The organism is Pseudomonas sp. 28 E 9, assembly GCF_900004785.1.
GTDB classification, from domain to species: Bacteria; Pseudomonadota; Gammaproteobacteria; order Pseudomonadales; family Pseudomonadaceae; genus Aquipseudomonas; species Aquipseudomonas orientalis_A.
Genome location: NZ_CVTK01000030.1, coordinates 123942 through 130053, shown reverse-complemented (window position 1 = coordinate 130053; position 6112 = coordinate 123942). Strand labels below are relative to the sequence as shown.

7 protein-coding genes are annotated in these 6112 nt (G+C 57.3%); 1 reads left to right on the top strand and 6 read right to left on the bottom strand.

The genetic code is table 11. From position 1 onward, the window contains the following. Positions 1-183: 183 nt before the first annotated feature. Positions 184-1335, top strand: coding sequence for a site-specific integrase (locus BFQ00_RS07095; RefSeq protein ID WP_065932310.1), 1152 nt, complete (start codon positions 184-186; stop codon positions 1333-1335). On the opposite strand, the gene BFQ00_RS07090 is transcribed toward BFQ00_RS07095, so the two are convergent. The 6 genes from BFQ00_RS07090 to BFQ00_RS07065 form a co-directional block, all read right to left on the bottom strand. Beyond that, positions 1310-1585: a pyocin activator PrtN family protein gene (locus BFQ00_RS07090; RefSeq protein WP_065932309.1), complete on the bottom strand. Its 276-nt coding sequence runs from the start codon at positions 1583-1585 to the stop codon at positions 1310-1312. The genes BFQ00_RS07095 and BFQ00_RS07090 overlap by 26 nt on opposite strands. 193 nt (positions 1586-1778) lie before the next feature. After that, the gene (locus BFQ00_RS07080) at positions 1779-2324 is read right to left on the bottom strand and encodes a DUF2786 domain-containing protein (protein ID WP_065932307.1); all 546 of its coding nucleotides are present in this window, start codon (positions 2322-2324) and stop codon (positions 1779-1781) included. Positions 2325-2386: 62 nt separating this feature from the next. After that, a complete protein-coding gene (locus BFQ00_RS27755; protein ID WP_083227278.1) occupies positions 2387-2605 on the bottom strand; it encodes a hypothetical protein in 219 nt (72 codons plus the stop codon). Positions 2606-2608: 3 nt separating this feature from the next. Beyond that, positions 2609-2872 carry a hypothetical protein gene (locus BFQ00_RS07075; RefSeq protein ID WP_065932306.1) on the bottom strand — a complete coding sequence of 88 codons (264 nt, stop codon included), beginning with the start codon at positions 2870-2872 and terminating at the stop codon, positions 2609-2611. Positions 2873-2930: 58 nt separating this feature from the next. Beyond that, complete coding sequence (locus tag BFQ00_RS07070) at positions 2931-3242, bottom strand: hypothetical protein (protein ID WP_065932305.1); 312 nt, start codon at positions 3240-3242, stop codon at positions 2931-2933. Between the two features lie 61 nt (positions 3243-3303). Continuing rightward, a complete protein-coding gene (locus BFQ00_RS07065; RefSeq protein WP_170827523.1) occupies positions 3304-6102 on the bottom strand; it encodes a toprim domain-containing protein in 2799 nt (932 codons plus the stop codon). Between the last annotated feature and the right edge of the window lie 10 nt (positions 6103-6112).

The window sequence follows — 6112 nt, the reverse complement described above, 5'->3', positions numbered from 1 at the left end:
TCCATCATGGGGGCAACGCTGAAGCGCCGAGACAGTGCGAGGCTTGATTCTGCTGGGCTAAAGCTTTGTTTATCTAGCATTTTACTCAACGTGTTCTAGGCGTGTTTTAGGGCGTTTTCAGGCGTTTCTCAGGTCTCGGTGGTACGATGTACCACTTCAAAACTGACGCGTACCACTTTCGATATGGCGACTATCAGGGCAAGAAAACTGGCGGATGGGACTGTGAGCTACACGGCTCAGATCCGCATCAAGCGCGACGGAGTGCAAGTCTACCAAGAGAGCCAGACCTTCGCCCGAAAACAGGCCGCGCAGGCTTGGGCGCGTAAACGCGGAGCGGAGCTGGATGAACCTGGTGCGATCGAGCGCGCAAACCGCAAGGGTGCCACGGTCAAAGAGATGACAGATCGATACCTGGTTGAAGTTGAGAAAGCCAAACCGCTGGGCAAAACCAAGCGCGGCACACTCAATGCCATTGGCGAGACTTACCTGGGCAAGTTGACCGATACGGATATCAACACCCAGTGCCTGGTCGATTACGCACTTTGGCGAATGAGCGCGGACGGCGGCGGCGTTCAGCCACAAACCGCCGGCAATGACCTAGCGCACCTCGGCGCAGTGCTGGCAATTGCCAAAGACGCATGGGGCTACCAGGTCGATCCGCTCGCCATGGGCGGTGCGCGGCGTGTGCTACGCAAGCTGGGCTACAACCTGAAAAGTCGTGAGCGTGACCGCCGGCCGACGCTGGATGAACTGGGAAGCGTGCTGACGCACTACCAGGCCATGCAGGCGAGGCGGCCGACTGTCATATGTATGCTGAAGGTTGTGGGCTTTGCCCTGTTCTCCACTCGTCGGCTCGATGAGATCACCAGGATTCGCTGGGCAGATCTGGACGAGCCCGGCCAGCGAGTGCTGGTGCGTGACATGAAAAACCCGGGGCAAAAGATCGGCAACGATGTTTGGTGTTACCTGCCGGACGAGGCATGGCAGATCCTCCAGACAATGCCGAAGGCTGGTGACGATATATTCCCCTACAGCCCTGAGTCGATCTCCACGTCCTGGACGAAAGCCTGCAAGTTTCTGCAAATCCAGGACCTGCACTTCCACGACCTTCGGCATGAAGGCATCAGCCGCCTGTTTGAAATGAGCTGGGACATCCCGCGTGTAGCGAGTGTTTCCGGCCACCGGGATTGGAATTCGATGCGGCGGTATACCCATCTGCGCGGCAAGGGGGACCGTTATTTGGGTTGGGAATGGCATGAAAAGATATTGAGGGCGCCCGTCCAACTGGGCGCCGCATCAATGAAATGGCTCAAAAGGCGTGTTTTAACCCGTTGAGCTGGTTGTGCTCTTTAACCGCGGCCGCGTGCTGCAGATCCAAGTACGTGGCCAGATCGTTCAGATGGACGCCCTTGGCCGACTTCTGGCTCGGCTCGATGCGGGTGATCGGCAACTTGATATGGCCGCTCATCACCTTACGTTGGAGCATTTCCGGCGTTAGGTGCGTGAAATAGTCTCGGCAGATCAGCTCCAGAGGGATGATCGCCTGACCGTCGTATTGGGCCATCAGGATAAAGGCTGTGTTCATGCTGCCTCCTCGTCGATGATTTCGCAAACGAACCGATGCCGGCCCCGGTTTGTTGCAGTCATCGCATTGCTAACTTCTAGCATGACGTCAACACAGCGCTCGTAAGCGTGGGGGCCGTACCAGCTTTCCACCCTCACTACCTGACAGTTAGTTCGAGTCGCATCTGCGCACAAGTAAAGCAACAGGGCGACGGTCATACAGCCTCCTCCCGCTCTAAGCGCGGGTTAACTGCTGTTGGCCGGATAACGGATGCCATACTCATGACTCGCATGTCGCGGTCGTTCTGAGAAGGAAGCTGGTCCTCGGACGGAGTAGCTGGGAACAAATGGTTCGCCTGCACGAAAGCAGAGAAGGCATCATCGAAGTGAGTGGTGAGTGCCTTGCGCAATGTCTCGTAGTGAAGTTCGAACTCAACAGCTTCTGATGGTGTGACTTCCACGCCAATTTTCTTGAGCCTTCCCTTGCTGATATAGAGACCGGGCGATTCCGAGTCGCATATCTTCGACATGATTTGCGCCGCCAACCTTCGGTCGTAACTGGTGGAAATGGGAAACCATCGGATCTCGCGGCGGTCGTCGACCAGGTCGCCAATGGTCAATCCGTGACGCGCTAGCAACTTTTCCAGCATTCGTTGGGCGTTATCCTTTTCTCCACCTTCGCCTCGCTGTGCCAGGGCCAGCAACTTGCGTAGCTTGGCCTCTACTTTTGCATTGTCGCCTTGGTTTTTAGGTGATCGCATGGTGCTTCTCCTTTGAGGCAGTGGGGGAGTTGCAGCTCCCCGTGTCCCGCCTGTGTTAATTATCAGTGCGCGTATCGACGCGGTTTGTTCTGTCTGGCCGCTTCACGCTCAGCCATGAAAGCCGCCCATTCCGCCGTTTTGGTCTGTTGGCGAATACGGCTACATGCCTGGTGTTTGCGGGTGGAGCGTGCTTTGCCGCAGATATCGCAGCGGCTGGGCAGGTCAAGCCGATGGCTTGCCATGGTCGGACGCTCACGTTCAGGGCCAACGTGCTTAGGCATTGATCACAGCCCTCCCATAACCATGCGTGTCAGTGCATTGGGCTGGCCTTCGGGCGTCAGCTTATCGAGGGGCTGCGTAACGCTGCGGCCGTTGGCCGCGCGCAGGGTGGCAACGTTGCCTTCGATCGCTACGATCACGCCTGTACGTGCGCTGAGGCGATATTCTCGGCCACCGCCGCTCATTGCGACGTAGCTGACCTTGTCTCCGACAGCAAGCGGGGTTGTGGTAGCCTCTGCGGTGCCGCCTTGGGGTTGATTCACTTGCATGGTGCTTCTCCTTTGGGTGGTCGGTGTCGAGGGGTTGCAGCCCCTCGGCACCACCTTCTTACTGGCTTTCGCCGTTTGGGTTTTGCTCGCGCACCAGGTGCAGGAGCAGGTTTTCATACTCGATAAAATCATCCGTTTGCGACTGCCATTCCAGCACTGCTTGGATCTGCTCCCGGCTGCACTCTAGTACCAGTAACTCTCTTTCAGTTTCCGCACGGGCCTCTAGAATGGCGACCAGGCCGGCAGGGTCGTAGGCTTCGGCATGAACGATTTTCGCGGGCCGGGTGAACCAGGCTTTCAGCTCTTTTATGTGCCGCAGGCGATTGTTTTCGCCGTCTGGGCCGTCACCGGTGATGACTTGTACGTGCATGGTGCTTCTCCTTTGGGTGTGTCAGACGTTGCAGCGCCTGGCAGGTATTGCCGCTGATTAATCAGGCCTGGAAGTGCCAGCATTTCACGATGGGTTGCTTCGTGACGACGGCGTTGGTCTTATTGGCCTGGTGAGCCCGTACCGCGCTGTCAGTCGCTTTGTTGACGTCGAGCAGCTTCCGCGAGCGGGAGTCCTTCAGGCGTTCGCGCAGCTCGCTGACGTCAGCGATTTTTTGTCGGTTCTCTGCGGCGCATTTCACGAAGTCGTTGAGGTTGATTGCGATGATGTGGTCTTTTTTACTGTGGTTGACCACTGGGCCTTCGGCGTCCAGACCTTCCAGGTATTCGTAAACCTCCCAGAACTCAGCCACCACCGGATGGTCGGAGCTGATCGAGGCCTGGCGCTCAATTGCCATGCGGATGATCTGCGAGCGGGTGTGCTCGACCTGAGCGTCGGTGAGCGGCACCACCATGCACAGGCAGTCCAGCAGGGCGAGCATTTGGGCGTGGTTCTTGTTGATCCGCTCCACCCGGATGTAACCGCGCAGCTTGTTGCCGCAATGGCTACATTCGCCGTGCTCATCTTTGAATGGGGTGTCGCAGGCAAAGCAGTGGGAGTGCAAATTGCGCAACTTCGCCTCGTAGCCCGCTATTCGCTGGCCGAACAGCTCCATCACCTCGAGCTCTTTACGTACTGCCTGCAACACAAAGTTGCTGAGTCTCGAACCTTCCAGCGCATTGAGCCGATCTGCCGCCGCACGGCTTTCAGCGGTGACGTTCGGGCGCACAAAGTGCAGTTTGACGATCCGGGTCATGATCGCTTCTGACGCCACAACAGGGGCGTTCTGGCTGATGGCGATGGTGCCGCGAAACGGTGGTTCGTAGGTTTCGTTACCGGCGGTTTTCACACCCTTGGTCGCCAGGGTGCCGCCGCCGTAGTAGTCCTTGAGTTCGTCCCATTCGAAGGTTTTGGCATGGGCCTTGTCGTCGCCGCTGCGGTCCGATTCCAGCAGCACAATGGGCATGCCGGATACTTGGCCCATCAAGCGGCTGCGGCCGGCCTTGGTGGATTTGGACGGGTCGAACCCTTCGTATCCGTCGCGCCCGGCGAGTTTCCATAGCAGTGTGAGCAACGTGGTCTTGCCGGCGCCGGCCTCGCCAGTGGCCTCAAGGAAAGGAAACGACTGGTACCGGCCGCGGATCTGTTCGGCGAACAGCGAGCCAAACCAGAAGGTCAACGCCACGATGCCCTGGGCTCCGAAGCACTGCCACAGAAGCCCAAGCCACTGGTCATCGTATTTTTTGCCATCCTTCTCCAAATCGATCTTCACACCCTTTTGCAGAGTCTTGAGCTTCAACTTACCCATCTCAAAAAACTCTTCCTCATTGATGTGGATCACCTGGCCTTCGCGGATGGCGACGTCGTTGAACACGTAGCAGTGGTATTCCTTGCTGTAGCCCACGTAATCAATGGTCTGAACGGTCTTGATGCCGAAAAGCTGGTCTTTCATGAGTTTGTCCAATTGCTGTCCACTGCCGGTGAACACGGCTCCGGCACCCATGCCGAGAAGTCTTTTCTTGAATTCGCTGGCAGCGGCGACCTGACCACCCGTGAAGGTGTTTTTCACTGAACCGCCGTCGTGCGGGAAGTCGACGCGGAAGAAGTACCAAGACTCGTCGGTAATCTCGTTGCGCTGGAAATAAAGGGCTTTGGGGTAGCAGTTGGCGATCTCGACAACGCAGCCGGCGACGTTCAGCGCCTTCTCCCGAAGCTGCTTTTCATTGAGGGTCTGAGCCTCGTGGCCATCGCTCTTTTCGAGGGCCTGCTTGGCGCTGTTGTATTTCGCCAAGTCCAATTTCCACCAGTACAGGCGGGAGTCGAAACAGAAGTGGAATTCCTCACGTTCACGCCACTGGTACATGAGCAATGCCTTGTCGCTGGCACTCTCTGCAATCAGCAGGGCGCCCTGGTGACGAGCTTCTTTCAAGTCCTTTTCGATGCGATCAGCGCGGGCTTTTTCATCGTCGATAAACGCCCAGCGTTGATGCAGATCGTTCCAGTCAACCTTGCGGGCGTCAGGCTGTGTCACCTGAGCAGCCTCGCAGGTAAAACCGAGTTCGCGGGCACGGTTGACCCACATACGGGTGTACTTGTGAGCGCCTGGCTCGTTATCCAGAGCCCAAACCAGCTTTGGAGTTTTACCGCCGCGAGCCGTGATCAGGGCCTTGAGTGATTCCTCTGGAAAGGCGTTTGAAGATAGCGCCGCAACCGCAGAGATACCGTTTTGAATGAGCGCTATGGCGTCAAAGATGCCTTCAACGATCCACAGCTCAGTTACTTCCAGCAGATCCACGCACGGCGGGCACCACCAGTGCCCCCTGTAGCTCTTGAGGGGTTGGAAGCGGGCCTTCTTCTTACCGAACCGTGACGGTTGGTCAATCAAGCGCTCCCAGTACCCGCCGTGTTCCAAGGGGAAGCGCACGGTGGCAGAGCCAATATTCAGATCGCGATCAAAGTAGCTTTCCTGGGTGTACCAACCCTCTATCAGCTCAACGCGGAAACCTCGGGAAAACGTCAGGTACGCTTTTGCGCTGGCGGCAGGCTCGTCACGGGTAGCCGGTGCGCGCTTGCTCCAGTCATCGAACAGGTCCGGGTAAAGCTCTTTTGTGGGAGCCATATAGCGGCAATTTTTCTCGCGGCCACAGCGGATGAACCAGGGTTCATCGTGGCGCGAAAACAAACGTTTTTGATTGCACTGCGGGCAGGTGCCCTTACGCATGTAATGCGTGCCTTTCATGTGCTGAAGGCCGTAATCAGACTCCAGGCGCTGAAGCACATCAGCGCGGATCTTGTCTTCCATGGGCTTGCGA